We start from the raw sequence: 25,223 nt of genomic DNA, 5'->3' as shown, positions 1-25,223 counted from the left end.
GCCCCTACGCCAAGCCGTCGCCGGTACGGCCAGTTCACCGAGATCTTCGGAGGCACGTATGCCCGTGCACAGATCCGGCCCCTCCCACCGCCGCCCCCGCTCGTACGCGGCCCTCGCCGGCGTGTTCCTCACCGTCACCGCCCTCCTCCTCACCCTGCCGGGCACCGCCGGCGCCGCCCCGCACGGACCGGCCCCCGAGCCCACCCACCCCGGCCTGGACTGGGCCGGCTCCCAGATCGCCAAGCACGAGGGCGACGCGCCGGGCGAGGCACCGCCGCCGTCCCTCGCCTCCGTCGAAGGCGTCGACGTCAGCAGCCACAACGGCAACGTCCCATGGCAGACCCTCTGGAACGGCGGCGTCCGCTTCGCCTACGTCAAAGCCACCGAGTCCACCAGCTACACCAACCCCTACTTCGCCCAGCAGTACAACGGCTCCTACAACGTCGGCATGATCCGCGGCGCCTACCACTTCGCCACCCCGGACACCTCCAGCGGCGCGGCCCAGGCCGACTACTTCGCGGACCACGGCGGCGGCTGGTCCAAGGACGGCCGCACCCTGCCCGGCGCCCTCGACATGGAGTACAACCCGTACGGCCCGACCTGCTACGGCAAGACCGCGGCCGGCCTGGTCGCCTGGATGAAGGACTTCTTCGCCACCTACAAGGCACGCACCGGCCGGGACGCCGTCATCTACACCTCCACCAGCTGGTGGAAACAGTGCACCGGCAACTACACCGGCTTCGGCGCCGTCAACCCGCTGTGGCTCCCCCGCTACGGCACCTCGGCCGGCGAACTCCCCGCGGGCTGGGACTTCCACACCATCTGGCAGTACACGTCGTCCGGCACCACGGTCGGCGACCGCAACCGGTTCAACGGGGCGTACGACCGGTTGCAGGCGCTGGCGAACGGGTGAGACGCCGACGGGTCCCGGCACGGCACGGACCGTCACGCGCGGCAGAAGTCCGCCGTCTCCAGCGTCAGCCCGACGACCGTCCGGGTCAGGTCCACCGGATCACCGAAGGCGACGGCCGGGTGGAGACGGTACGTACCGCGCTCGGGATCGGTGAAGAGGTGGCACTGGCCGAGGTGCGGATCGACAACGAGGTAGACAGGCACACCCGCCAGCGCGTAGGCGTCCTTCTTGGGACCGTAGTCGTTCCGCGCTGTCTCCCGGGACGTCACTTCGGCGACGAAGTCGATGTCCCGGCAGCACCAGCGCCCCTCGTCGTCCGCGGCCGCGTCCTCCGCCATCGCCACCACATCGCTCGCGAAGCCGTTCAAGTGGCCGGGGAAATCGATACGGACGTCGGACTTCAGCCGCTTCCTCGGGTAGGCACCCATCAACTGCTCGATCGTCCCGATGGTGTTGTGCCAGTGCCAGTCCCGTTGCGGCCACAGACAGACCGCTCCCCCGACGACCTCGGACTTGTAGCCCTCGGGCACGGGCATCCGCTCCAGCCAGTCGAAGAGCAGGTCCAGACTGAGCGGGCAGCCGCCCGCCGGCTCGATGGTCATCATGCGCTCCTCCCCACCGCCGCGAAGTGCGGGCAGTCGCGCAGTACAACGATACGCACGGTGACCGGGACACGCGCGGCCCGGAGCCCCCGTGTCAGGGAACTCCGGGCCGCCGTGGCCGGTCGCGTCCGTCACGCCGCGGCCGGGACCTCCCGGGGGGCCGGGGACGAGGCCGGGGTCAGGGCCAGGTCGAGGACCTGGCGGACGTCGGAGACCGGGTGGACGTCCAGCTTCTCCAGGATCTCGGCGGGGACGTCGTCCAGGTCCGGTTCGTTGCGCTTGGGGATGACCACGGTCGTGATGCCCGCCCGGTGCGCCGCGAGCAGCTTCTGCTTGACGCCGCCGATCGGCAGCACCCGCCCGGTCAGCGAGACCTCACCGGTCATCGCCACGTCCGGGCGCACCTGCCGCCCGGAGAGCAGCGAGGCCAGCGCGGTCGTCATCGTCACGCCCGCGCTCGGCCCGTCCTTGGGCACGGCTCCCGCCGGTACGTGCAGGTGGACACCGCGCTCCTTCAAGTCGCCGACCGGCAGCTCCAGTTCCGCGCCGTGCGAACGCAGGAAGGACAGCGCGATGTGCGCGGACTCCTTCATCACGTCGCCCAGCTGGCCGGTGAGCTGGAGCCCGGACGCGCCGGTCTCCGGGTCGGCGAGCGACGCCTCCACGTACAGCACGTCGCCGCCCGCGCCGGTGACCGCGAGGCCGGTGACCACGCCGGGGACGGACGTACGCCGCTCGGCCGGGTCCTGCGCCGACTCGGGGGTGTGGTGCGGGCGCCCGATCAGCGGGCGCAGTTCGTCGACGCCCACCGCGAAGGGCAGGTCGCGCTCGCCCAGTTCGCTCTGGGCCGCGACCTTGCGCAGCAGGCGCCCGACGGCGCGCTCCAGGTTCCGTACGCCCGCCTCGCGGGTGTACTCGCCGGCCAGCTTGTGCAGCGCCTCGTCGGTGAGCGTGACCTCGCCGGGCTCCAGGCCGGCCCGCTCCAGCTGGCGGGGCAGCAGGTGGTCGCGGGCGATGACGACCTTCTCGTCCTGGGTGTAGCCGTCCAGTCGGACCAGTTCCATGCGGTCGAGCAGCGGCTCCGGTATGGCCTCCAGGACGTTGGCGGTGGCCAGGAAGACCACGTCGCTCAGGTCCAGCTCGACCTCCAGGTAGTGGTCGCGGAAGGTGTGGTTCTGCGCCGGGTCGAGGACTTCGAGGAGGGCGGCGGCCGGGTCGCCCCGGAAGTCCGAGCCGACCTTGTCGATCTCGTCGAGCAGGACGACCGGGTTCATCGAACCGGCTTCCTTGATGGCGCGGACGATACGGCCGGGCAGCGCGCCGACGTACGTACGCCGGTGGCCGCGGATCTCCGCCTCGTCCCGTACGCCGCCGAGCGCGACCCGGACGAACTCGCGGCCCATGGCACGGGCCACGGACTCGCCCAGCGACGTCTTGCCGACGCCGGGCGGCCCCACCAGCGCCAGCACGGCGCCGCCGCGCCGGCCGCCGACCGACCCCAGGCCGCGGTCCGCGCGCCGCTTGCGCACGGCCAGGTACTCGGTGATGCGCTCCTTGACGTCCTCCAGGCCGGCGTGGTCGGCGTCCAGGATCTCCTTGGCGCCGGGGATGTCGTACGCGTCCTCCGTGCGCTCGTTCCACGGCAGCTCCAGCACCGTGTCGAGCCAGGTCCTGATCCAGCTGCCCTCGGGGCTCTGGTCGCTGGAGCGCTCCAGCTTGTCGACCTCCTTGAGGGCCGCCTTGCGGACCTCTTCGGGCAGCTGGGCGGCCTCGACGCGGGCGCGGTAGTCCTCGCCCTCGTCCTCCGGATCGCCGTTCAGCTCGGCCAGCTCCTTGCGGACGGCCTCCAGCTGGCGGCGCAGCAGGAACTCGCGCTGCTGCTTGTCGACGCCTTCCTGGACGTCCTTGGCGATGGACTCCGCGACGTTCTGCTCGGCGAGGTGGTCGCGCAGCGCCTCGGTGGCGAGCTTGAGCCGCGCCACCGGGTCGGTGGTCTCCAGCAGCTGCACCTTCTGCTCGGTGCTCAGGAACGGCGAGTAGCCCGAGTTGTCCGCGAGCTGCGCTACGTCCTCGATCTGCTGCACCCGGTCCACGACCTGCCAGGCGCCGCGCTTCTTGAGCCAGTCGGTGGTCAGGGCCTTGTACTCCTTGACCAGCTCGGCGACGGCGCCGGGCAGCGGGTCGGGCACCGTCTCCTCGACGGTGGTGCCCTCCACCCACAGGGCGGCGCCGGGGCCGGTGGTGCCCGCGCCGATCCGCACGCGGCCCAGGCCGCGGATGAGCGCGCCGGGGTCGCCGTCGGACAGCCGGCCGACCTGCTCGACGCGGCCGAGCACGCCGACGCCGGCGTAGGCGCCGTCGACCCGCGGCACAAGAAGCACCCGCGGCTTGTTACCCGGTGAGGCGGCGGACTGCGCGGCTTCCACCGCGGCGCGCACGTCCGCTTCGGACAGGTCCAGGGGCACCACCATGCCGGGCAGGACCACCTCGTCGTCGAGGGGCAGCACGGGCAGAGTGAGCGAGGCGGACGTCGAAGCCATGATCTCCCCTTCGGCAGGCAAGTTGAGCAATACCCACTCAATGCTGCTGAGCCCGGAGATGTTCCCTTACTCGTGTTCGCTGTGAGCGATCAGCTGCGCGTGCCACCCGGCGGGGCGGGACCTCAGTCCTGGGACATGTGCATCAGTTCCCACACGTGACCGTCGGGGTCCTGGAAGCTGACGCCGTACATGGGGCCCGCCTCGACGGCCGGCTTCCAGGGGGTGGCACCGGCGGCGAGGGCTTTGGCGAGCAGGTCGTCGGCCTCCTCGCGGCTGTCGCAGGACAGGCAGGTGAGGACTTCCTTGGTCTTCGCGGCGTCGCTGATGTCGCCGTTGATGAACTCGCGGAAGCGGGACTCCTGGAGGAGCATCACGCAGATGTTCTCCTCGACGACCATGCAGAGCGTCTGCTCGTCGGAGAACTCCGGGTTGAACGCGAAGCCCAGGCGGGTGAAGAACTCACGGGACGCGGCGATGTCCCTGACCGGCAGGTTGACGAAGATCATGCGCATGGTGTGCCTCTTCTTCCCGTAGGTGTGTTGCCCAGGAAGCTAGCGGCAGGCACTGACAATCGCGGGTTCGCGCGGCTCCCGGCGGCGTCGCAGGAGCGGCCAGGTGAGCACTCCGAGGATCAGGGCCAGGAGGTGGCCCGAGTCGCTGACGGGGTCCACGGAGATCAGCAGGTTGTCGACGGCGAACCAGGTCACGGCCGCCAGGAGGGGCCACCGGGCCCAGGCGGGCAGCAGGCCCGCCAGCGCGCCGGTGCAGGCCATCACGCCGAAGCTGATGCCGTAGTCGAGGCGCTGGAGGGAATCGGCGGGGAGGTGTCCGAGGGCGACCGCGGCACCCACGGGGAGTTCGGTGGCGAGGGTGGCGATCGCGTGGCCGCCGAAGAAGACCGCGGCCGTACGCAGGGGGCCGGCGCGGCGTTCCAGTGCCGTGAGGACGAAGAGGAAGGCGATGGCGAACGCGGAGGTCATGCCGCCGGCGATCCACAGGGCGCTGGCGACGAGCACCAGCAGGGGCGCTTGCGCCAGGTGCTCGACGTCCGTACTGGATGCCTGGAGCAGGGCGTAGACCAGGTCGGGGTCGGCGTGCTCGGCGAAGAGCGAGGTGACGACGAGCAGGAGGGCGTAGCCGAAGGTGAAGGGGGCGCCGAGGGGGGTGGGCAGCAGGCGCCAGGGCCGCGGCAGGGATCGTATGGATGCGGGGGTGGGTGTGGGAGTGGATTCGGGTGTGGGTGTGGATGCCGGTGCCTGTATGGGCGCGGGGTCCGGCAGCGGCGGCGGGGGCGTGGTGTCCGGGGCGGGCTCTTCGGGTGTCGCGGCACTCCGCTGTCTGGGAACCCCTTCGAGGGACGCCGTCTCCTGGGCGCGTGCCCTGTCGGGGGACGTCGTCCCCTCGGCGGCCGTCCGCTCGGAGGCGGTGGTGTCTGCCGTCGCAACCCGGCTCACTGGTTCCAGGCCCCTTCCGTCGTGGCGCCGGGTGGCGCCGCCGGCGGGCCGCGCCCGTACCCCCTCGGCCGCGTGCCCCGCGTGGTCGATCCCCGTCCACTGGATCTACGTCCTGGACAGCCTGCACGTTCAACCCATGAGCGAGCTGTGTCAGTGACGTGCGTCACCGGCGCGTCCCGGCGGCGGGCCTAATCGGCTGGACCCGGCCTTCGGGTGTTCGCCAGGATGGACGCCATGTCTCACCCCGCGCACGCCGTGCCTCACCCCGTGCACGTACCCGGCTCCCCCGTCCCAGGAGGTGCCCCGCCGGAGGGTCCGCTGACCCTCGACCGGCGCGAGGGCCCGTACGGCGAGGTGGTGCTGCGGCAGCGCGGGGAGCACTTCGAGATCATCGCCAACGGGTGCTTTCTGATGGACACCTCCGACGGGCGGTCCGAACGGCTGCTGGTGGACGCGGCGCTGGCGGAGCTGGCCGGCGGGCCGGCGGCGCCCGAGGTGCTGATCGGCGGGCTGGGCGTGGGTTTCTCCCTGGTCAGGGCCGTGCAGGAGGACCGGTGGGGGCGGATCACCGTGGTGGAGAGGGAGGCCGCGGTCATCGACTGGCACCGGGCGGGGCCGCTGGCCGCCGTGTCCGGGGCGGCGCTCGCCGACCCCCGTACCGACGTCGTCGCCGCCGACCTGGTCGCGTACGTGCGCGAGGGCGCCGGCGGGCGGGTTTTCGACGCACTGTGCCTGGACATCGACAACGGCCCGGAGTGGACCGTCACCGAGGACAACGGGGGCCTCTACTCCCCCGCCGGTCTCGCCGCCTGCCGGGATCTGCTGCGGCCCGGCGGGGTGCTCGCCGTGTGGTCGGCGCAGCCCTCCGCCGCGTTCGAAGCCGCGCTGCGAAATGCCGGGTTCACCGGCGTACGTACCGAAGAGATCCCCGTTGTCCGAGGCGTCCCCGACGTGGTGCACCTCGCGCGCAAGGGCGCGTAGCCGACGGTCACACCCTGCCCTTACGCTGCTCCCCAGCAGGATGCGACCACGCACACGGGGACACGCAGGGGCGGGCGATGGATCAGACTCAGACCACCCAGGGCGGCACCGCCGCGGCCACGCCCGGCGCCCAGCGCCGGGTCCTTGTCGTGGAGGACGACCCCACGATCGTGGATGCCATCGCGGCCCGGCTGCGCGCCGAGGGTTTCCAGGTGCAGACCGCGACCGACGGCCCCGCCGCGGTGGACACCGCCGAGGCGTGGCAGCCCGACCTGCTGGTCCTGGACGTGATGCTGCCGGGCTTCGACGGACTGGAGGTGTGCCGCCGGGTGCAGGCCCAGCGCCCGGTCCCGGTCATGATGCTCACCGCGCGCGACGACGAGACGGACATGCTGGTCGGGCTGGGCGTCGGCGCGGACGACTACATGACCAAACCGTTCTCCATGCGGGAGCTGGCGGCGCGCGTGCACGTGCTGCTGCGCCGGGTGGAGCGCGCGGCGCTGGCCGCCCACACGCCGCGCAGCGGCATCCTGCGCCTCGGCGAGCTGGAGATCGACCACGCGCAGCGCCGGGTGCGGGTGCGCGGCACCGACGTACACCTGACGCCGACCGAGTTCGACCTGCTGGTGTGCCTGGCCAACACGCCGCGCGCGGTGCTCTCCCGTGAGCAGCTGCTGGCCGAGGTGTGGGACTGGGCGGACGCGTCCGGCACCCGTACGGTCGACAGCCACATCAAGGCGCTGCGCCGCAAGATCGGCGCGGAGCGCATCCGTACGGTCCACGGCGTCGGGTACGCGCTGGAGACCCCGCCGGTATGACGGCTCCCGCCCGCCGCAGGCCGGCCGCGCACCAGGACCGGGAGCCGGGCGCCGGCCGGGCGCGGGAGCGCGCGTGGGACGGGCTCGGCGGCTTGCGGGAGCGGTTCTGGGAACCGACCTGGAAGCGGGTCTGGGAGGGGCTGCGCCCGCTGGACCCGTACCGCTCGGTCAAGGCGGCGCTCGGCGCGCTGGTGATCGTTTCGGTCGTCATCACGACCCTGCTGGTGTTCGTCGCCATCCACTCCGACACCGAGCTGCGGGTCATCACGGTCTTCTCGATCATCGCCTCGCTGCTGGTCACCCAGTTCGTCGCGCAGGGCCTGACCGCGCCGCTGGACGACATGACGGACGTGACGCGGGCGATGGCGGACGGCGACTACACCCGCCGGGTGCGCGGCGGGCGGCGCGACGAGTTCGGCGACCTGGCCGACGCCTTCAACCGGATGGCCGCCGACCTGGAGGCGGTGGACACCCACCGCAAGGAGCTGGTGGCCAACGTCTCGCACGAGCTGCGCACCCCGATAGCGGCGCTGCGCGCCGTCCTGGAGAACGTGGTGGACGGCGTCTGCGACCCCGATCCGGAGACGATGCGCACAGCGCTGAAGCAGACCGAGCGGCTGGGGCGGCTGGTCGAGCACCTGCTCGACCTGTCCCGGCTGGACAACGGAGTGGTCCCGCTGCACTCCCGGCGCTTCGAGGTGTGGCCGTACCTGTCCGGGGTGCTCAAGGAGGCCAACATGAGCCGGGGCGCCGCGACGCTGGCCGGCTCCGGCACCCACACCCGTACGGACGTGCACCTGCACCTGGATGTCTCGCCACCCGAACTGACGGCGCACGCGGACGCCGAGCGGCTCCACCAGGTCGTGGCCAACCTGATCGACAACGCCATCAAGCACAGCCCGCGGCACGGCCGGGTCACGGTGCGGGCGCGGCGCGGCGAGACGCCCGAGAGCCTGGAGCTGGAGGTGCAGGACGAGGGGCCGGGCATTCCGGCGGCCGAGCGGTACCGCGTCTTCGAGCGCTTCAACCGGGGGGACCCGGCGGCGCCCGGCCCGGGCAGCGACGGCGGTACGGGGCTGGGCCTGGCGATCGCCCGCTGGGCGGTGGATCTGCACGGCGGGCGGATAGGAGTGGCCGAATCCCCGCGCGGCTGCCGCATCCGGGTCACTCTTCCGGGGAGCGACTCCACGCGGGGCTGACGCCGGGTGACGTAGGGTCGGTGGTGGAAGCACTCACATCCGGGGTGCGACGGTGATACCCCCTACCCGGATGCAGGCGAACCATGGGTGTTTCCCGCCAAGTCATGCCCCGAAACCTCTTGCTGAATGTGACGTGCACGACGACTGACCCTCCCGGACTGCACCAAAGGTCGGGAGAGGCGTAGCCTTTATTCCCGCTGTCCACCACCTTAGGAAGCGGAAGAGGGCGGTTGCCGCCGTGTCGCCACAGTCCCCCAACAGTTCGAGCACTTCGACTGACCAAGAGGGGCAGGGTAAGAACCCTGCTGCCGCGTTCGGTCCGAACGAGTGGCTCGTCGACGAGATCTACCAGCAGTACCTCCAGGACCCGAACTCGGTAGACCGAGCCTGGTGGGACTTCTTCGCCGACTACAAGCCGGGAGCGGGCGCCACCGCGCCGAGCCCGGCGAGTGCCGGCAGCCCCGCCACTCCGGCCGCCGGAACGCCCCAGGCCGCACCGAGCGCGCCCGCGGCCCCCGCCGCGCAGCAGCCCGCGCCGAAGGCCGCCGAGCCCGCCGCGGCGCAGCCCGCCGCCCCGGCCGAGCCCGCCGCGAGCGCCCCGGCGCCCGCCAAGGCCGCTCCCGCGAAGACCGCACCCGCAAAGCCCGCAGCCAAGAAGGACGACGTGAAGCCCGACGAGGCGCCCGCAGGCCCGGAACTGGTCACCCTCCGTGGCCCCTCCGCCGCCGTGGCGAAGAACATGAACGCCTCCCTGGAGCTGCCCACGGCCACGTCCGTGCGCGCCGTCCCGGTGAAGCTGCTGTTCGACAACCGCATCGTCATCAACAACCACCTCAAGCGCGCCCGTGGCGGGAAGGTCTCCTTCACCCACCTCATCGGGTACGCGATGGTGCAGGCCCTCAAGGCCATGCCGTCGATGAACTACTCCTTCCAGGAGAAGGACGGCAAGCCGACGCTGGTCAAGCCCGAGCACGTCAACCTCGGCCTGGCCATCGACCTGGTCAAGCCCAACGGTGACCGCCAGCTCGTCGTCGCGGCCATCAAGAAGGCGGAGACGCTCAGCTTCTTCGAGTTCTGGCAGGCGTACGAGGACATCGTCCGCCGCGCCCGCAACAACAAGCTGACGATGGACGACTTCACCGGGGTCACCGCGTCGCTGACGAACCCGGGCGGCATCGGCACCGTCCACTCCGTGCCCCGCCTGATGCCCGGTCAGGGCCTCATCATCGGCGTCGGCGCGATGGACTACCCGGCCGAGTTCCAGGGCACCTCGCAGGACACCCTGAACAAGCTGGGCATCTCCAAGGTCATGACGCTGACCAGCACGTACGACCACCGCGTGATCCAGGGCGCCGCCTCCGGCGAGTTCCTGCGCATCATGAACCAACTGCTGCTCGGCGAGAACGACTTCTTCGACGACATCTTCAAGTCGCTGCGCATCCCCTACGAGCCGGTGCGCTGGCTGCGCGACATCGACGTCTCCCACGACGACGACGTCACCAAGGCGGCCCGGGTCTTCGACCTGATCCACGCCTACCGGGTGCGCGGCCACGTCATGGCCGACACCGACCCGCTGGAGTACGAGCAGCGCAAGCACCCCGACCTCGACATCATCGAGCACGGGCTGACGCTGTGGGACCTGGAGCGGGAGTTCGCCGTCGGCGGCTTCGCCGGCAAGACCATGATGAAGCTGCGCGACATCCTGGGCGTGCTGCGCGACTCGTACTGCCGCACCACCGGCATCGAGTTCATGCACATCCAGGACCCCAAGCAGCGCAAGTGGATCCAGGACCGGGTCGAGCGCGGGCACTCCAAGCCGGAGCGCGAGGAGCAGCTGCGCATCCTGCGCCGCCTGAACTCCGCCGAGGCGTTCGAGACCTTCCTCCAGACGAAGTACGTCGGCCAGAAGCGGTTCTCCCTGGAGGGCGGCGAGTCCGTCATCCCGCTGCTGGACGCGGTCATCGACTCGGCCGCCGAGTCGCGCCTGGACGAGGTCGTCATCGGCATGGCCCACCGCGGCCGCCTGAACGTGCTCGCCAACATCGTCGGCAAGTCGTACGCGCAGATCTTCCGCGAGTTCGAGGGCAACCTCGACCCGAAGTCGATGCACGGCTCCGGCGACGTGAAGTACCACCTGGGCGCCGAGGGCACCTTCACCGGCCTGGACGGCGAGCAGATCAAGGTCTCGCTGGCCGCCAACCCCTCGCACCTCGAAGCGGTCGACCCGATCGTCGAGGGCGTCTCCCGCGCCAAGCAGGACATCATCGGCAAGGGCGGTACGGACTTCACCGTCCTGCCGGTCCAGCTGCACGGCGACGCGGCCTTCGCGGGCCAGGGTGTGGTCGCCGAGACGCTGAACATGTCGCAGCTGCGCGGCTACCGCACCGGCGGCACCGTGCACATCGTCATCAACAACCAGGTCGGCTTCACCGCCGCGCCGGAGTCGGCCCGCTCCTCCATGTACGCCACGGACGTGGCCCGCATGATCGAGGCGCCGATCTTCCACGTGAACGGTGACGACCCGGAGGCCGTGGTGCGCGTCGCGCGCCTCGCCTTCGAGTTCCGCCAGGCGTTCAACAAGGACGTCGTCATCGACCTGATCTGCTACCGGCGCCGCGGTCACAACGAGACCGACAACCCGGGCTTCACGCAGCCGCTGATGTACGACCTGATCGACAAGAAGCGCTCGGTGCGCAAGCTCTACACCGAGTCGCTGATCGGCCGCGGCGACATCACGCTGGAGGAGGCCGAGCAGGCCCTCCAGGACTTCCAGGGCCAGCTGGAGAAGGTCTTCACGGAGGTCCGCGAGGCCACCACCGCCCCGGCCGCCCCCGAGGTGCCGGAGCCGCAGGCCGAGTTCCCGGTCGCCGTGGACACCGCGATCTCCCAGGAGGTCGTCAAGCGGATCGCCGAGTCCCAGGTCAACATCCCCGAGCGGGTCACCGTCCACCCGCGCCTGCTGCCGCAGCTGCAGCGCCGCGCGGCCCAGGTGGAGGACGACACGATCGACTGGGGCACCGGCGAGACCCTCGCCTTCGGCTCGCTGCTGATGGAGGGCACCCCGGTCCGCCTGTCGGGCCAGGACTCCCGCCGCGGCACCTTCGGCCAGCGCCACGCGGTGCTGGTGGACCGGGAGACCGGCGAGGACTACACCCCGCTGCTCTACCTGTCCGAGGACCAGGCGCGCTTCAACGTCTACGACTCGCTGCTGAGCGAGTACGCGGCGATGGGCTTCGAGTACGGCTACTCGCTCGCCCGCCCCGAGGCGCTGGTCCTGTGGGAGGCGCAGTTCGGTGACTTCGCCAACGGCGCGCAGACCATCGTCGACGAGTTCATCTCCTCGGCGGAGCAGAAGTGGGGCCAGACCTCCGGCGTCACCCTGCTGCTGCCGCACGGCTACGAGGGCCAGGGCCCGGACCACTCCTCGGCCCGTATCGAGCGCTTCCTCCAGCTGTGCGCGCAGAACAACATGACGGTCGCCATGCCGACGCTCCCGTCGAACTACTTCCACCTGCTGCGCTGGCAGGTGCACAACCCGCACCACAAGCCGCTGGTCGTCTTCACCCCGAAGTCGATGCTGCGTCTCAAGGCCGCGGCGTCGAAGACGGCGGAGTTCACCACGGGCGGCTTCCGCCCGGTCATCGGGGACGACGCGGCGAAGGCCGGGGACGTCACCAAGGTGATCTTCTGCTCCGGCAAGGTCTACTACGACCTGGAGGCGGAGCGGGTCAAGCGCGGCGCGTTCGACACGGCGCTGGTCCGTATCGAGCGGCTGTACCCGCTGCCCGGCAAGGAGCTCCAGGCGGAGATCGCCAAGTACCCGAACGCGGGCAAGTACCTGTGGGTGCAGGAGGAGCCGGCGAACCAGGGTGCGTGGCCGTTCCTGGGTCTGAACCTGATCGACCACCTGGACCTGTCCGTCGGTGCCGACGTGCCGCACGGCGAGCGCCTGCGCCGCATCTCGCGGCCGCACTCCTCGTCGCCGGCCGTGGGTTCGGCCAAGCGCCACCAGGCCGAGCAGGCCGCGCTGATCGCCGAGGCGTTCGACGCGTAGCCCGCACCCCACCGGTGTGATAGCCAGGGGCCCCGCCGCGAACGTCACTCGTTCGCGGCGGGGCCCCTGGCCGTTCGCCTGCGGGCTTCTCAGACCGGCTGCGGCTCGAAGTCCCAGTACGGGCGGCGCCGGCGGCGGGTGGAGAGGGTGTGGGGGTGCTCGGCGCCCAGGGTCTCGGTGAGCTGCTGTACGGCCTCCTGCTCCAGCTTTGACGCCTCCTGGCCGCGCCGCAGCGCCCGCAGGTCGTCGGCGAGGGCCGTCTTGGCGGAGAGCGTCAGCGGGTGGGTGTCGCCGAGCACCCGCTTGGCGCGCTCCAGGGTGTCGCGGCTCAGCTCGGCGGCGCTCTCCTCGTCGTCGACGCGGTTGCGGGCGCCGGCGGCGTTCAGGGCGCAGCCCAGCGTCCAGGGGTGGTCGGGACCGACCGCTTCGGTCATGCCGCTCAGCGCCCGTTCGGCGATGGCCAGGGCGTTGTCCCGCTCGCCGAACTCCCAGCACACCAGGCCGGTGTTGCCGAGTGTGCCGACGGTGAACGGGTGCGCCTCGCCGACCAGGGTGCGGTACCGGTCTGCGGCCTCCTCGCCCAGTTCCTTGGCCTCGCCGAGATCGCCGTGCTCGCGCAGGAAGGTGGCGTAGTTGGCCTGCATCATGAGCGTTTCCGGATGGCGGGGGCCGTGCACCCGGCGGGAGCGCTCCACCACGTCGGCCATCAGCGCGTCGGCCTGGGTGACGGCGCCGGAGCGGCGCATGCACAGCGCGAGGTTGTGCTCGGCGCGCAGGGTCATCGGGGTGTGCCGGCCCATGACCTGGTGATAGAGGCGGACGTTCATCTCCTGGCGGGAGAGCGCGTCGGTGTAGCGGCCGAGCAGGCGCAGCACGCGGGCGTAGGACGAGACCGCGCCGAGGGTGAGGTGGTGCCGGGAGCGCAGTTCGCGCTCCCAGACCAGCAGCACCTCGCCGAAGAGGGTGAGCGCTTCCTCGTAGCGGCCGAGCGCGCTGAGCGCCGAGGCGAGGTTGCTGCGCGAGGAGAGGGTCAGCGGCGCCTCGGGCCCGAGCAGCTCGGTACGGCCGCGGACGACCGAGTCGAAGATGTCGCGCGCCTGGCTGTAGGAGCCCAGGGCCATCAGGGTGCCGGCGAGGCCGTCCTGGGCGCGCAGCAGCGAGCCGTCTTCCGGTCCGCGTTCGGCGGCGAGTTCCTCGACGATGGCGCTGCCGACCGCCTCGGCCTCGCGGTAGCGGCCCAGCCTGCGCAGCATGTTGGCGTGCTGGTGGGTGATCACGAGCATGGTGCGCTGGGTGGGCGCGATGCGGGTGCGCCAGCGGGAGAGGAACTGCTCGCACAGCCGCAGGCCGATCCGGTACTCGCCGCGTACCCGCAGGTACTCGATGCAGTTCAGCAGCAGTTCCTGGACGGAGGTCTCCGGGCTGTCCAGGACCCCGGCCGGTTCCAGGTGCGGGATCAGGGCGGCGTAGCGCTCCCAGGTCCTGGTGTCGGAGGGGCTCTGCGGGTCGGCGGTGGCCAACACCCGGCAGGCCGTGGCGGACATGGCGTCCCGCTCGTCCTCGGGCATGTCGCTGCGCAGGAACCGGTGGTAGAGCCGGTGCATCTGCGCGGTCTCCACGGCGGGGTCCGTGGTGGTCTGCGCGACCTGGTAGTCCAGGCGTACGGCGGTGGACTCGGTGAGCCGGCGCAGCGCGGTGTTCCAGCTGATCGGCTCGGCCGCCAGGTCGGCCAGGTACTCGGGCAGGTCGCCGCGCCGGGCGCGGGCGAGCATGGGCACGGGGATCGCGTCGGGCGCGAAGAAGGCGAACAGTTTGAGCAGTTCGACCGCGGCGGGGCTGCGCTCGCGCAGGGTGTTCAGCGTTATGGCCCAGCTGGTCTGGAAGGCCATCGGGTAGTCGGTGGAGATGCGGATGCCGACCAGGCTGGGCTCGCCGCGGCGGATCAGTTCGATGTACTCCTTGGGCGCCATCGGGTTGGCGTCCAGCCAGGCGGCGGTCTGGGCGAGCAGCAGCGGCAGGTCCTGCACGGCGTCGGCGAGCTTGTCGGCTTCCATGTTGGTCAGCCGCGGGGCGCGCCGCCGCGCGTAGGCGACCGACTCGATGCGGGTGAAGGGCAGCACCTCGATCTCCTGGGCGCTGCCGGAGCCGGACCAGTCGCGGGTGAGGGTGGTGATCAGGACGTGCCCGCGGCCGTCCGGCACCAGGTCCTCGATCTGCTCCATGTCGTCGGCGCTGTCGAAGATCAGCAGCCAGCGGCGGTACGGGCGGCCGACGCGCAGCGCCTCGTGGACGGCGCGGATGCGGTCGCCCAGCTCCTGGCCGACGGGCAGGCCGAGGCGGGTGGCCAGCTCGGCGAGCTGCTCGCGGGCGGCGCCCCGGTTGGTGGCGCTGATCCACCACACGACGTCGTAGTCGTTGCCGAAGCGGTGGGCGTACTCGGCGGCGATCTGGCTCTTGCCGACGCCGGAGATGCCGTACAGGGCGATCCGGGTCTCCAGCGGCTGGCCGAGGCCGGGGACCGGGCCCGCCAGCTTGCCGTGCAGCTCCTCCAGCGCGGTGTCGCGGCCGGTGAAGCGGTTGTTGCGGCGGGGGATGTTCCAGATCTCGGGCGGGTCGTTGGGGAAGCGCGGCGCGTTGGCGTCGGGGTCGGCGGGGCGCCGTTTGGCGGCCGGCACGCCGAGGCGGTTCAGGACGCGCCGGTTGGCCTCGACGGCGTCCAGGTCGCGCAGGTCGGCCGGGCGCAGCACGGACGCGGTGGCGGGCAGCCGCTGGGTGGCCACGCTGACGGCCGCGAACCGCTCGGAGTGGTCCGGCACCACCTCCTGGAGGGCGGACGTCCACTCCTCGTGGGTCTTGGGGCCGAGCTTGAAGTACCAGTCGTCGAGCACCATCAGCAGGCGGCCCTCGGCGGCGAGCAGGCCGGCCAGTTCCTCGGTGAGGGGGCTGTCGGCGGGCGGGTCCCAGCGCAGCATGGTGGTGCCGTGTCCGAGCTGTTCGAGCTGGTGCGAAATCCACGCCGCCCACGGCCGGTTGAAGCCCGCGTAGCTGATGGTGATGTGCTCTCCGGAGCCGGTGTTACCGGACGTACCGACCATGCGACCGTCTCCTCGGGGTGCGGTGGTCCGCGCGTGCGCGAGCTGGCTGTTCGGCACGATAGCCCAAGTGTCCTCCCTCGCGGCGACGCCACGTCAGGACGTGTTTACAGTACGCCAGTTGACGGATAAGGGCGCCGGTGCCGTACCGGCCGTGGTCGTCAGCCCGCGCGCACCTCGGCCGCCAGCCGGGACGCGATGTGCCGGATCACCCGTTCCAGGTCGGCGCAGTACACGGACGGGTTACGGAAGCCGGTGCCGCCGGCGCGGTAGCGGTGGGCGTAGTTGCCTCCGCCGCACACCGTGAGCAGCGGGCAGGAGCGGCACTGGGCGCACAGGCCGTCGGCGCCCAGCCTGCGGGCGGTCATGCCCGGATGGCCCAGCGCCTCGTCGAAGCTGTTGCGGAAGACGTCCAGGCCGGTGGCGGCGGCACCCTCGTACGCCGATTTGAGGGAGTCGACCTGCTCGATGGCGCCGTCGGTGTCGACCACGAGCGCGACGACGGGCGACAGGCCGACCGCTTCGCTGGTGCTCGGGCGGCCCAGCAGCAGGCCGATGATCTCGGTGAAGAGGCGGACCCGGGGTGCCGGTCCCGGCTCGCCCCACCACAGGTCGAAGACGGTGCACAGCCAGTCGCCGTACGGGGTGGGGCCCGCCGGTCCCGGTGGCACCGGCGGGCGGCTCGTCCAGTTGGCGTGCGGCAGGAGGAAGTCGAGCATCGGGGGGCCGAGCGCGCGCAGCGAGCGGTAGACCAGGGCCGGGTCGGACGTGAGGTCGATGGTGCACAGGATGCCGGCGAAGACGCCGGGGCGGCGGGCCAGCAGCCGGGCGGCGCGGGAGGCCGCGGGCCAGGAGGCGCGGCCCGCGTGGTCCAGGCGCCGGCGGTTGAGGCCCGGGGTGCCGCCGTCCAGGCTGAGGCCGACGCGGAACCCGGCGCCGGCCAGGGCGTCGAGCACCGGCTCGGTGAGCAGGGTGCCGTTGGTCTGCACGCCGAGGTGCGCGCGGCAGTCCGGCGGCAGGGCCGCGCGCAGCGCGGCCGCCTGGTCGAGCAGCGGTCCGGGCCCGGTGAGCAGGGGTTCGCCGCCGTGCAGGTCGACGCGGATGTCGCGCAGGCCGTGGGCGCGTACGTGTTCGGCGATGCGCAGGGCGGTCTGGCGTACGGTGCCGGGCGGCGCGTGCGGCGGGCGGTCGCGCCAGCTGCGGTCCGGGCCCGCGTAGATGTAGCAGTAGGTGCAGGCGAGGTTGCAGCGGCTGTGGGTCTTCAGGACGAACTGCCGGAAGGGGACCGCGGTGTCTGGACGGCTCTGGCACACCACGACGCCGCCCCCTGCCTGCTTCCGACGTCCGGGCACCCCGGCAGGGGCCCCGCTGTGGCCATATCTGGCTCGGCCACCGGGAGTCATGCACAGGGCAACGACAACTGGCCGGATCCGCCGCCCGATTGCCCAAAAACCGCCGTCGGCGGCCGGTACGCGCCAGCCTCTCAGCGTACGTCGGGGCCCGGCCCGTCGTCGTAGTACGCCACCGCCTCGGCCGCGGGTGTCCAGTTGCGCAGGAGCAGGGACGCCACCGCCCCCAGCACCGGGTGGCCCGTCCGCGCGGCCACCGCGGCCACATCGACACCGCCGAAGTCCGGCAGCGGCTCGGCCGACGGGCCGGACGGCTCGGCCGGTGCGGCCGGGGCCGTACCGGTGACGGGGACTGTCGCCACGCTGTTCTCCTCTGGGCCGGGTGGACGGGTGTTTTCCCGCGCGCCCGGGCACGGAAACCCCCGGACCGGCCGGGTCAGCCGGTCATTCGGACGGTTCCAGGGCGCGCATCCGCTCCCTCGTGCGCCGGGCCTCCGGGCCGTTCTCCTCGGCCGCGCGCTGCCACTGCTCCCAGCTCTCCCGGTACGCCGGCAGCGCCGCCTGCGGCCCCGCCGTGTCCTCCAGGACCCCGGCCCTGCGGTGGTGGGCGCGCGCAGCCAGCAGGGGGCTGCCCGCCCGCTCGGCGTCGGCCGCCGCCCTGCGGTAGCTCGCGGCGGCGCGGTCGTGCCGCTCCCGGGAGCCGAAGCGCCGGTCCAGGGACAGCTGGACGTCGCCGACCTCCAGCCACGCCTCCGCGCACACGGCCGGGTCCTCCGAGCCGCGCGCGGCCAGCTCCAGCACCCAGTCGGCCTCGTGCAGGTCGGCCAGCGAGGGCTGCCGGTCGTTGCGCAGCCGCAGGGCGCGCCCGAACAGCAGCCGGTGGGAGCCCAGCGCGGGATCGTGCGGGGCGACCCGGGCGAGCGCCTCGCGCAGCACGTGCACCGCCTCGTTGGCCAGCCGCTTCCCCGGCTCGCCCGGGGGCTCCAGCCGGGCGCGCAGCAGCAGGGCCGCGCCGCGCTCGGCGAGCAGGGAGCTGTGCTCGGGCGAGTCGGGGGTGGTCAGCCGGAGCGCGGCGGCCAGCGCGTCGATCGCCGCGTCCAGCGCGTGGACGTCGCCGGTGCGGGTGTGCAGGGAGCGGTGCGCGGTCGCCGTACGGGCCAGGGCCTCCGCCTCCAGGTTCGGGTCGTCCAGTTCGCGGGCGAGCGCGCGGGCGCGCTCCAGGACGGGCAGCACGGCGGGCGGGCCGTGCGCGCCGCCGAGCAGGCTGCGGGCCTGCGCCAGCTCCAGCAGCGTCTCGCACACCTTGCGGTCGGCGCCGCTGCCGCGGCGGCGCAGCAGGACCGTGGCGGTGTCCAGGTCGGCGGTGGCGCGCAGGGCGAGCGCCCCGGTGGGCGTGTCGGCGCCGGTTTCGCGGCCGGCGGCGCGGCGCGCCTGGTCCAGCAGGACGCCGCCGCGCGCGGCGTAGATCTCGCCGGGCACCTGTTCGCCGCTGGGCCACTGTTCGAGGAGGGTGGTCAGGGCTTCCTCGGCCTCGCCGAGCGGGTCGCCGGCGCGCCCGTGCCCGGACACGGCGGCCGAGGGCAGCGCGGCGAGCCGCCGCAGCACTTCGGTACGCAGCACCATGCTCTCCAATACGCGGGGGTCCAGCAGGCTCATCAGCCCGCAGGCGTCCTGCAGGTGGCGCGCGGCGTCCTCCAGCGCACCGCGCTCGCCGTCCGGGTACCCCGCCGCGCCGCGTTCCTGCGCACCGGCGTAGCGGACCCTGGCGAGCACGATCAGGGCCCTGACGCGCGCCTCGCCGTCCCCGTCCGGCGACTGGGCCGGGTCCTCGCCGACGGCCTCGGCCGCCGCCCGTACCGCCCGCTCCGCCTCCTCCAGGGCGTCCGGCTGCCGCCACTTCGCCCAGCCGTGCAGCAGCGCGCGGGCGAGGTCGGTGCCCGCGGCGGGCAGCTGCTGCGTCGCGGCGCGCAGCAGGCGTACGGCTTCGATCAAGTCCCGTACGGTGCCGTCGCTTTCGTAGCGCTCCAGCAGGGCCGCGCCCTCGGCGGCGGGGCCGTCGGGCGCGTACGTCAGCTGTGCGGGCGTCCTGAGGGCCGGTTCGAAGCGGCGCAGCACCCGCTCGGAGACCCGCGCGAACGGCTCGGGCACGGCCCGCTGCCCGGTCGCCGGTTCCCGGCCGCTGCCGGAGAGCATGGCGACGGCGACGGCGGGGAAGTTGCGGGCGCTGCGGCCGAAGGTGCGCTCGATGTAGAGGGAGCAGTGCTTGAGGACGAGGGCGGCCTCGCCGGCGCTCAGGCGGCTCAGCAGCTCGTCGCGCACGCCGGGCGCGAATTCGTACCAGGGGCCGCCGGCCTCGCGCCCGGCCGGTACCGCCGGGTCGGTGAGCTGCTCGACCAGACCGCTGAGCAGCACCTCCGCCAGCTCGGCCGGGCCGGTCTGGGGCAGCATGGCGCGCTGCACGAGCTGGATGACGGGCAGCGCGAGCGGCACGGCCGAGAGGTGGACGGCCAGGTGGCGGGCGTCGGGCGAGGCGGTCTGCTCGAACTCGCGTACCAGCCGCGCCGGTTCGGGCAGCTCGTGGCGGCGCGTGAGGTCCGCGCCCAGGCCGTGGTCGCGGCGTACGAGGGCGGCGGCGCCGCGCAGCGAGAGGCCGGACTCGGCCGCGGCCAGCCTGGCCCAGGAGCCGAGGGCGGCGGGCGCCGCCGAGAGCACCGGCACGGCGCGCTCGCGACCCTCCTCGCGCCCGCGCCCGTCCGCCGACGGAGCACGGCGGCGGCGCCTGGCGGGCTTGAAGTCCAGGGCGCAGTACGGGCCCTGGCGGCGTACGAGGGTGCCGGCGAGGGCGGGGAACAGGGTGCGCGACCACATGCGCTGCGGCAGGGGCTGCACGACGGCGAGCGGCGCGTCGGCCACCCAGCGGTAGAGCAGCCGCTGGATGCGCCCGTCGCGCCAGAGGGGGCCCGCGCAGTCGCTGACGACGAGGGTGAGGTGGTGGCCCGTGGGGTCGTGCAGCTGGTCGGCCGGGCGCAGCGGGGCGTCCCGCCCCGGCCCGGCCGCGACGCCGACCTCGTCGCCGTACGGGTGGAGCCAGTGCACCGTCACGTCGCGGAAGGCCCCCACCCTTTCGCAGACCTGCCGCAGGTCGTGCAGCATCTGTTCCCATACGGCCATCGAGGAGGAGCCGTCCATCAACAGGCGCATGCCGGCCGCGCGGCGGCGGACGCCGCGCAGCACCGGGATGATCAGCTCGGCGTGCGCGGAGAGGTCGGCGGTGGCGGCCTCGTCCAGTTCCCGCCGGGCCGGGGCCACGGGCGGGTGGTAGCGCTGCACCGGCCGCAGGGCGCGTTGCAGCGGCAGCAGGCCGGGAAAGGCGGAGGCGACGGGGATGCCGACCTCGCCGAGCCGCCCGCGGCCGGGGGCGAGGGCGCGGTCGTCCTGGGCCGGCAGCAGCTCCACCTCCGTGCGGCGGGGGCGGTCGCGCGCGGCGGGCTCCGTACGGGAAGGGGCGTCGCGGGCCGGCTCCCGGCCGCGGGGATCGACGGAGAAAGTGGCCGGTTTTGGCCTGTGTGTGCCGGCCTGGCCGGGATCGTCGGCGGGCGGCTGCCCGCCTCCGGGCGCCTCCGGGGTGATCCACCGGGCCAGCCACAGCGCGTCCGCCATGGCGCGGGCATCGGCGGGCAGACCGGCCGCGCGCAGCCGCGCGACGATCTCACCGAGGGGGCCGAAGCCCGGTTCGCCGGCCGGCACCGCGGCTCACCTGGTCCGATCCAGGGGCCGCAGCAGTTCGGCCGTCAGGCGCCGCCGCGTCTCCTCCTCGTCCTCGTCCGCCCAGCCGGCCTTCTGCGTCAGGTGGATGGCGTTGAACAGCTGGTCGACGGCGCGCACGTCGCCGGGCTCGCGGTCCAGGAAGCGGTCGATCACCGACTCGTAATCGGCCGCCGCGCTCTCGCCGAAGTGCGCCCTGACCATGTCGGCGAGGCGCTCCTTGTCGGGCGTCGGTATGTTCAGGTGGATGCAGCGGCGCAGCAGCGGCGCGGGGAAGTCCCGCTCGCCGTTGCTGGTCAGCACGATGAACGGGAAGGCGCGGCAGCGCACCCGGCCGTCGCGCACGGTGACCTGGCTGCCGTCGTCGCCGAGCACCGGCACCTCGGGGGCGGATCCGGCCAGCCGCTCCAGCTCCGGAATCCGGAACTCCCCTTCCTCCAGCACGTTGAGCAGATCGTTCGGCAGGTCGATGTCGCTCTTGTCCAGCTCGTCGACGAGCAGGACACGCGGCTTGGCGGCCGGCAGCAGAGCCGTGCCGAGCGGACCGAGGCGGATATAGCGCCCGATGCCGCCCCCGGGCTCCTGCACCCGGGGGCCGTCCGCCGACTCCGGCTCCGACCGGGCCGCGCGCTCGATCTGGAGGTCCTGGAGGCGGCCGATGGCGTCGTACTCGTACAGCCCGTCGCGCAGCGAACTGCGGCTGACGATCGACCAGTTCAGCACCCGCCCGAGACCCAGTTCGTACGCGACCGAGTGCGCCAGGGTGGACTTGCCGCTGCCCGGCGCGCCCGTCACCAGCAGGGGGCGGCGCAGGTAGAGCGCCGCGTTGACCAGCTCGCGCTCCGTCTCGCCCGGCCGGTGGTAACTCGCCTCGCGGCGCTGTACGCCGAGCCTGCGCTCGGAGGCGTGGTCCAGGGCGGCGGGCGGCGCCACGAGCGGGCCGCCGTCGAAATCCCGCCAGGGCGGGGGCGGTGGTAACTGCTCGATGCCGTCGTGCGGGGCCCCTGCGCCACGGTAGATGAGCCAGTCGCTCACGTCGGAACTCCTCGTCGCCGGCCGGCCGTCGGGCAGGGGGCGAAAGACCGCGGAAGACCCCGGGGAAGCGTGGACACCCGCTTCTCCCGTCCTCCCCGAACCCGCCCTCTAGCAATCTCTCACGACGCTAGGACAGTAGCCAGCCGGACGGAAGCATACGGGGCGTTTTCCGGTCTCCAGGGGTGTCACGGAGGCGACAATTGCGCCCCCCGCGCGAACAGTTGAGGGATCGGGTTGCCCGGATCGTCGTACAGCAGCACCAGGTCCCGGGCCCAGGAAGCGCCCCCTTCCGCCGCCTTCGCCCGCAGCTCACGGACCAGTTCGGGAATCTCGGCGACCGCCTTCGGCGCGCCGAGCAACTGCCGCACCTCACGGTGGAACTCGTCACACACCCGGTCGCAGTCGCGCGCGCCGTGCCCCTCCGCGACCCACAGCGCGACCGGATGGCCGGTGTCCAGGGTCCAGCCGACGGCCTCCTGCCCCACCCCCTCCACCACCGAACGGCACATCGCCGGCACCGCCCCCTCGGCCGCCTCCTCCAGCAGCCGCGACAGCCCCGACGCCGAGGCCCGGGCGCCGGCCGGTACCCGCAGCGCGGTCAGCCGCCCGGCCGCGACCAGGCCCTCCCAGCGGCGCAGCCAGGCCGGGTCCACCTCCTGGCGGCGCCCCTGGTCGCGCAGCACCACCGCACGCGCCGGGCCCAGCGGCCGCAAGCGCGCCGCACGGCGGGTCGACGCCGGCACCCGCCAGCGGTCCGCCGGCGTGTGCCAGCGATCCTCCGGCACCGCCACCTCCAGGCGCACCCGCACGCCGCCCGCCGCGTCGTCGGCACGCAGCAGCCGCGGGCCCAGCCGCTGCAACACCTGGTCACGGGCCTGCTCGAAGGTCATCCCCTCGTGCGCCTCCTGAACCTCCACGCGCTGCCACTGGCCCTTCCCGTACCCCTCGCTGACCGACCAGTTGAACAGCTGCCGCCCACCGGCGTCGTCGTAGTGCAGCGGCTCGAACTCCACCAGCACCGCGTCCGGGCGCCGCCGCACCGGGCCGATCCGCTCACGGTCCCTGGGCAGCAGCACCACCGCCTTGGCCGTCACGAACTGCGCCAGCCGCTCCGCCGCCGCGCGCGCCCCGGCGCCCTCGTCCCCCGGCGCGCCGCGCGCCTCGTCGGCCGTGCGCTGCGCGACGATGCGCAGGTAGTGCACGAAGGCGCACAGCTCCGTATACGGGTCGCTCCCCTGGTACAGCGCGCCGTGACCGTCCCGCCAGGTACGCAGCGTCCACGGCCCGGCACGGCCGGTACGGCCCGCCGGATCCGCCCGGCCCAGTGCCTCGGCGACCGCAGCGCCCACCACCAGCGGGTCACGGGGCGCGGGCAGCGACGCCAGCAGGTCGAGCGCCTGGAGCCGCTCCTGCACACCCCACAGGCGGCCGCGCCCCGACATGATCGCGTGCTGCGCGTCGAACCAGGTGGGCTCGCCCGAACCCCCGAGATCCTGCCCCGCCCAGTGCCAGCGGTCGTGCCCGCACATCAGCGCGTGATACGGGTCCTCGCCGAGCCCCGCGGCCCCCGGCACCAGATGGTGCGGCGCCAGCCGGCGCAGCTCGGTGACCGGCACCGCGAGACCCACCAGGTCCTCGCGGTGACTGCCCTTGACGATCCCGACCACCTCGCCCCGGTCGCAGTCCAGCAGCGGGCCGCCGGACGCCCCCGGAGTGACGCGCACGTCACTGCCGAACTGGAGGCCGCGGGCATCCCGGGCACCGAACCGGACCGCGATGAACGGATCGACCGCGCTCCGGTCGTGCCCCCGGAAGATGAACGCGTCCTCCAGAAGCGCCGCGGGCTGGTCACTCAGCCAGGCACACGGGTGCACCACCCCCGGATCGAGCAGCCGCAACAGCGCCAGGTCGACCCGCGGCCCCGGCTCCGCGCCGGGCCCGGCGTCGTCCGCCTCCTGCCCCGCGTCCTCGCCGGACGGGCCCACGGGCGCCGGACGGCTCAGGTCGTACTCCAGGCGCGCCGCCACCACCCGGCCGTCGAACTCCACCCCGACCTCCCCGCCCGGCCCCGTGGGACGCCGCCGGCCGTCACCGGCGGCCAGCACATGGGCGCAGGTCAGCACCCACCCCGGGGCCACGAAAACACCACTGCCCCACAGCTGCGCCGGGTGCACGCCCGCACCCGGTGGCGGGCAGACGGCGACGGTGGCGCGCCCGGCGTGCCCCAGGAGACGCGCGTACTTCTCGCGGTCCGCCCGCCCCTCACCACGCCCGTGACCGCCCTCCGGGGACGCCATCACGCACCCGAATCGCCCGGCGCCTCCTGGCGGCGCCAGGTGAGCGTCACCGACAGGTTCGCCTTGGCCTCACCGTCCGCGAGCATCGCCACGGCGCGGCCCGGCTTCGCCGACACCTCCACCCCGAAACTCACGCTGGTCTCGTCCGGCGCCACCCGCTCGGTCGCCTCCCGCAGACTCGCGGCGACCCCGCCGACCAGCTCCCGCAGCCCCTCCACCCGGGCGCCGAGCGTCTCCCAGGCCCCCACGTCGTCGAATTCCCCGTCCGGCTCACCGGCCACGTCCAGCCGGGACACCCGGGCCCAGACCGCCGTCCCGTCGGGCAGCTCGATGAGATGTGCGCGATCGCGCATCACGGCCTCCTGCTCCCCCTGAGCGGCAACGCACACTGCTACAGGGCCGTGGTAATGGTCTCCCCTGACAGGTGATCAGGTTATCCCCAGGGTGCGAGTGACGCGAGAGGGTCGGGCGCCTGCCTATCCTGGCCGGGTACGTCCCGAAGAACCCTGGTGGAGAGCGCGTGTATTTCACGGATCGCGGTATCGAGGAACTGGAGAGCCGACGCGGCGAGGAGGAGGTCACCCTCGGCTGGGTGGCCGAACAGCTGCGCACCTTCGTCGACCTGAACCCGGACTTCGAGGTCCCGGTGGAACGTTTGGCGACGTGGCTGGCGCGCTTGGACGACGAGGAATAGCCCGCTACGCGGGCGGTTTCCCACTTGCCTGGTCGCGCTGCGCGCGTTTCGCGCTGGCGCGCGTTTGCGCGTTAGGCCCGGTGGGTGGGGGGGCCGGGGCCCCGCAGGGGTCTCTCCTCACCGCAGTCGCGGAAGCCTTGTCTGGAACGCTGAACCTGGCGTTGCGACGTGTCGGCTGCGGGGAGCCCCCTGCGTGTCCCCGGCCCCGGGCCCGGATAGCGGCCACCCCGCCGTCGTGGCCGAGGCCCCCCGAAGGGGGGCAGTTCTTTGCCTTTCCCCGGGTGGGCCCCCGGTGGCGAGGAGACCGCCTCCTGGTTGCTGCGCTGCTGGTGTCTTTTCCCTCCCCCACCCCCACTCGCGCGGGGCTGCCGAACCGGCCGGAGGGGACGTGCAGGGGGGTGTCCCCGCAGCCGACAGCTCGCAACACCAG

17 protein-coding genes are annotated in these 25,223 nt (G+C 73.1%); 6 read left to right on the top strand and 11 right to left on the bottom strand.

Annotated features, from left to right (window positions below; all coding sequences use genetic code 11):
• The first annotated feature begins 58 nt into the window (after positions 1 to 58).
• Positions 59 to 913, top strand: a complete 855-nt coding sequence (locus ACH4OW_RS17750) for a lysozyme (protein ID WP_398028715.1) — start codon at positions 59 to 61, stop codon at positions 911 to 913.
• A 32-nt stretch (positions 914 to 945) separates the two neighbouring features.
• Here ACH4OW_RS17750 and ACH4OW_RS17745 read toward each other — a convergent pair whose 3' ends face one another.
• The 4 genes from ACH4OW_RS17745 to ACH4OW_RS17730 form a co-directional block, all read right to left on the bottom strand.
• Positions 946 to 1,518 carry a Uma2 family endonuclease gene (locus ACH4OW_RS17745; RefSeq protein ID WP_360132281.1) on the bottom strand — a complete coding sequence of 191 codons (573 nt, stop codon included), beginning with the start codon at positions 1,516 to 1,518 and terminating at the stop codon, positions 946 to 948.
• Between the two features lie 128 nt (positions 1,519 to 1,646).
• A complete protein-coding gene (lon, locus tag ACH4OW_RS17740; protein ID WP_398028713.1) occupies positions 1,647 to 4,055 on the bottom strand; it encodes an endopeptidase La in 2,409 nt (802 codons plus the stop codon).
• 122 nt (positions 4,056 to 4,177) lie between these two features.
• A complete protein-coding gene (locus ACH4OW_RS17735; RefSeq protein WP_398028711.1) occupies positions 4,178 to 4,567 on the bottom strand; it encodes a VOC family protein in 390 nt (129 codons plus the stop codon).
• 39 nt (positions 4,568 to 4,606) lie between these two features.
• Positions 4,607 to 5,509 (bottom strand): rhomboid-like protein, encoded by a 903-nt coding sequence (locus ACH4OW_RS17730; protein WP_398028709.1) that lies wholly within the window; start codon positions 5,507 to 5,509, stop codon positions 4,607 to 4,609.
• A 234-nt stretch (positions 5,510 to 5,743) separates the two neighbouring features.
• Between ACH4OW_RS17730 and ACH4OW_RS17725 the strand changes: the two genes are divergently transcribed.
• From ACH4OW_RS17725 to ACH4OW_RS17710, 4 genes are all read left to right on the top strand, one after another.
• On the top strand, positions 5,744 to 6,490 hold the full coding sequence (locus ACH4OW_RS17725) for a spermidine synthase (protein ID WP_398028706.1): 747 nt from the start codon (positions 5,744 to 5,746) through the stop codon (positions 6,488 to 6,490).
• 77 nt (positions 6,491 to 6,567) lie between these two features.
• Positions 6,568 to 7,308, top strand: a complete 741-nt coding sequence (locus ACH4OW_RS17720; protein ID WP_360132296.1) for a response regulator transcription factor — start codon at positions 6,568 to 6,570, stop codon at positions 7,306 to 7,308.
• Positions 7,305 to 8,507, top strand: coding sequence for an ATP-binding protein (locus ACH4OW_RS17715; protein ID WP_398028703.1), 1,203 nt, complete (start codon positions 7,305 to 7,307; stop codon positions 8,505 to 8,507). The genes ACH4OW_RS17720 and ACH4OW_RS17715 overlap by 4 nt, the downstream gene beginning before the upstream one ends.
• Before the next feature lie 238 nt (positions 8,508 to 8,745).
• Positions 8,746 to 12,561 carry a multifunctional oxoglutarate decarboxylase/oxoglutarate dehydrogenase thiamine pyrophosphate-binding subunit/dihydrolipoyllysine-residue succinyltransferase subunit gene (locus tag ACH4OW_RS17710; protein ID WP_398028701.1) on the top strand — a complete coding sequence of 1,272 codons (3,816 nt, stop codon included), beginning with the start codon at positions 8,746 to 8,748 and terminating at the stop codon, positions 12,559 to 12,561.
• An 89-nt stretch (positions 12,562 to 12,650) separates the two neighbouring features.
• Here ACH4OW_RS17710 and fxsT read toward each other — a convergent pair whose 3' ends face one another.
• The 7 genes from fxsT to ACH4OW_RS17675 all read right to left on the bottom strand — a co-directional run bounded on the left by fxsT (position 12,651) and on the right by ACH4OW_RS17675 (position 24,452).
• The gene (gene fxsT / locus ACH4OW_RS17705; RefSeq protein WP_398028699.1) at positions 12,651 to 15,656 is read right to left on the bottom strand and encodes an FxSxx-COOH system tetratricopeptide repeat protein; all 3,006 of its coding nucleotides are present in this window, start codon (positions 15,654 to 15,656) and stop codon (positions 12,651 to 12,653) included.
• A gap of 158 nt (positions 15,657 to 15,814) precedes the next feature.
• Positions 15,815 to 17,056, bottom strand: coding sequence for an FxsB family cyclophane-forming radical SAM/SPASM peptide maturase (locus ACH4OW_RS17700; RefSeq protein WP_398028697.1), 1,242 nt, complete (start codon positions 17,054 to 17,056; stop codon positions 15,815 to 15,817).
• A gap of 80 nt (positions 17,057 to 17,136) precedes the next feature.
• On the bottom strand, positions 17,137 to 17,364 hold the full coding sequence (locus tag ACH4OW_RS17695) for a YxD-tail cyclophane-containing RiPP peptide (protein ID WP_360141363.1): 228 nt from the start codon (positions 17,362 to 17,364) through the stop codon (positions 17,137 to 17,139).
• An 82-nt stretch (positions 17,365 to 17,446) separates the two neighbouring features.
• Positions 17,447 to 20,749, bottom strand: coding sequence for an SAV_2336 N-terminal domain-related protein (locus tag ACH4OW_RS17690; RefSeq protein WP_398028694.1), 3,303 nt, complete (start codon positions 20,747 to 20,749; stop codon positions 17,447 to 17,449).
• Positions 20,750 to 20,755: 6 nt separating this feature from the next.
• Complete coding sequence (locus tag ACH4OW_RS17685; RefSeq protein ID WP_398028691.1) at positions 20,756 to 21,802, bottom strand: AAA family ATPase; 1,047 nt, start codon at positions 21,800 to 21,802, stop codon at positions 20,756 to 20,758.
• 185 nt (positions 21,803 to 21,987) lie between these two features.
• Positions 21,988 to 24,099, bottom strand: a complete 2,112-nt coding sequence (locus ACH4OW_RS17680; protein ID WP_398028689.1) for a trypsin-like peptidase domain-containing protein — start codon at positions 24,097 to 24,099, stop codon at positions 21,988 to 21,990.
• Positions 24,099 to 24,452, bottom strand: coding sequence for a CU044_2847 family protein (locus tag ACH4OW_RS17675; protein WP_360141375.1), 354 nt, complete (start codon positions 24,450 to 24,452; stop codon positions 24,099 to 24,101). Before ACH4OW_RS17675 ends, ACH4OW_RS17680 begins: the two co-directional genes overlap by 1 nt.
• 167 nt (positions 24,453 to 24,619) lie before the next feature.
• Here ACH4OW_RS17675 and ACH4OW_RS17670 point away from each other — a divergent pair, with 167 nt between their 5' ends.
• Positions 24,620 to 24,793: a DUF6104 family protein gene (locus ACH4OW_RS17670; protein ID WP_398028685.1), complete on the top strand. Its 174-nt coding sequence runs from the start codon at positions 24,620 to 24,622 to the stop codon at positions 24,791 to 24,793.
• Positions 24,794 to 25,223 lie beyond the last annotated feature (430 nt).

This window comes from Streptomyces sp. NPDC017056, assembly GCF_044332485.1.
Taxonomy (GTDB): domain Bacteria; phylum Actinomycetota; class Actinomycetes; order Streptomycetales; family Streptomycetaceae; genus Streptomyces.
Note: the sequence above shows the minus strand (reverse complement) of the source record. Positions and strands in the feature narration are given on the sequence as shown.